At 40.0% G+C, this 515-nt stretch carries 1 protein-coding gene; it reads right to left on the bottom strand.

Annotation, left to right across the window (positions count from 1 at the left end):
• Positions 1-195: 195 nt before the first annotated feature.
• The coding region (locus CTZ28_RS47645) for a hypothetical protein (RefSeq protein WP_183154932.1) at positions 196-515 on the bottom strand (320 nt) is incomplete at its 5' end.

Genomic DNA, 515 nt, shown 5'->3' with positions numbered 1-515 from the left:
TCTGTTTCTGATTTTTTTTTTGCACTTTTTTGGCCTTCTTTTGGAGATTTTTTGGGGACCCGTTTCTGGAGCATTTGGGGCGCATTTTTGCCTTTTTTGGACCATTTTTGCCCATTTGGGCCTGTTTTGGCACATTTTGGCCTGTTTCGGACACTTTTGCCATCTTGGACTTCTTGTGGGACTTTGTTGTCTTTTTCAGACTATTTTTGGCCCATTTTTCCTGTTTCTGATTTTTTTGCACGTTTTGGTCATTTTTGGACTTCTTTTTTCGAGATTTTTTGGGGACCAGTTTCTGGACCATTTGGGGCGCGTTTTTGCCTTTTTGGGGTCATTTTTGCCCATTTGGGCTTGTTTTGGCACATTTTGGCCTGTTTCGGACATATTTTGGCCTGTTTCGGACATTTTTGCCATCTTGGACTTCTCATAAGACTTTGTTGCCTTTTTCAGACTATTTTTGGCCCATTTTTCCTGTTTCTGATTTTTTTTTGCACTTTTTTGGCATTCTTTTGGAGATT

The sequence above is a fragment of the Streptomyces shenzhenensis genome (assembly GCF_003688995.1).
GTDB lineage: Bacteria > Actinomycetota > Actinomycetes > Streptomycetales > Streptomycetaceae > Streptomyces > Streptomyces shenzhenensis_A.
The sequence above is the reverse complement of the archived record's forward strand: the minus strand, read 5'-3'. Positions and strand labels throughout refer to the sequence as shown.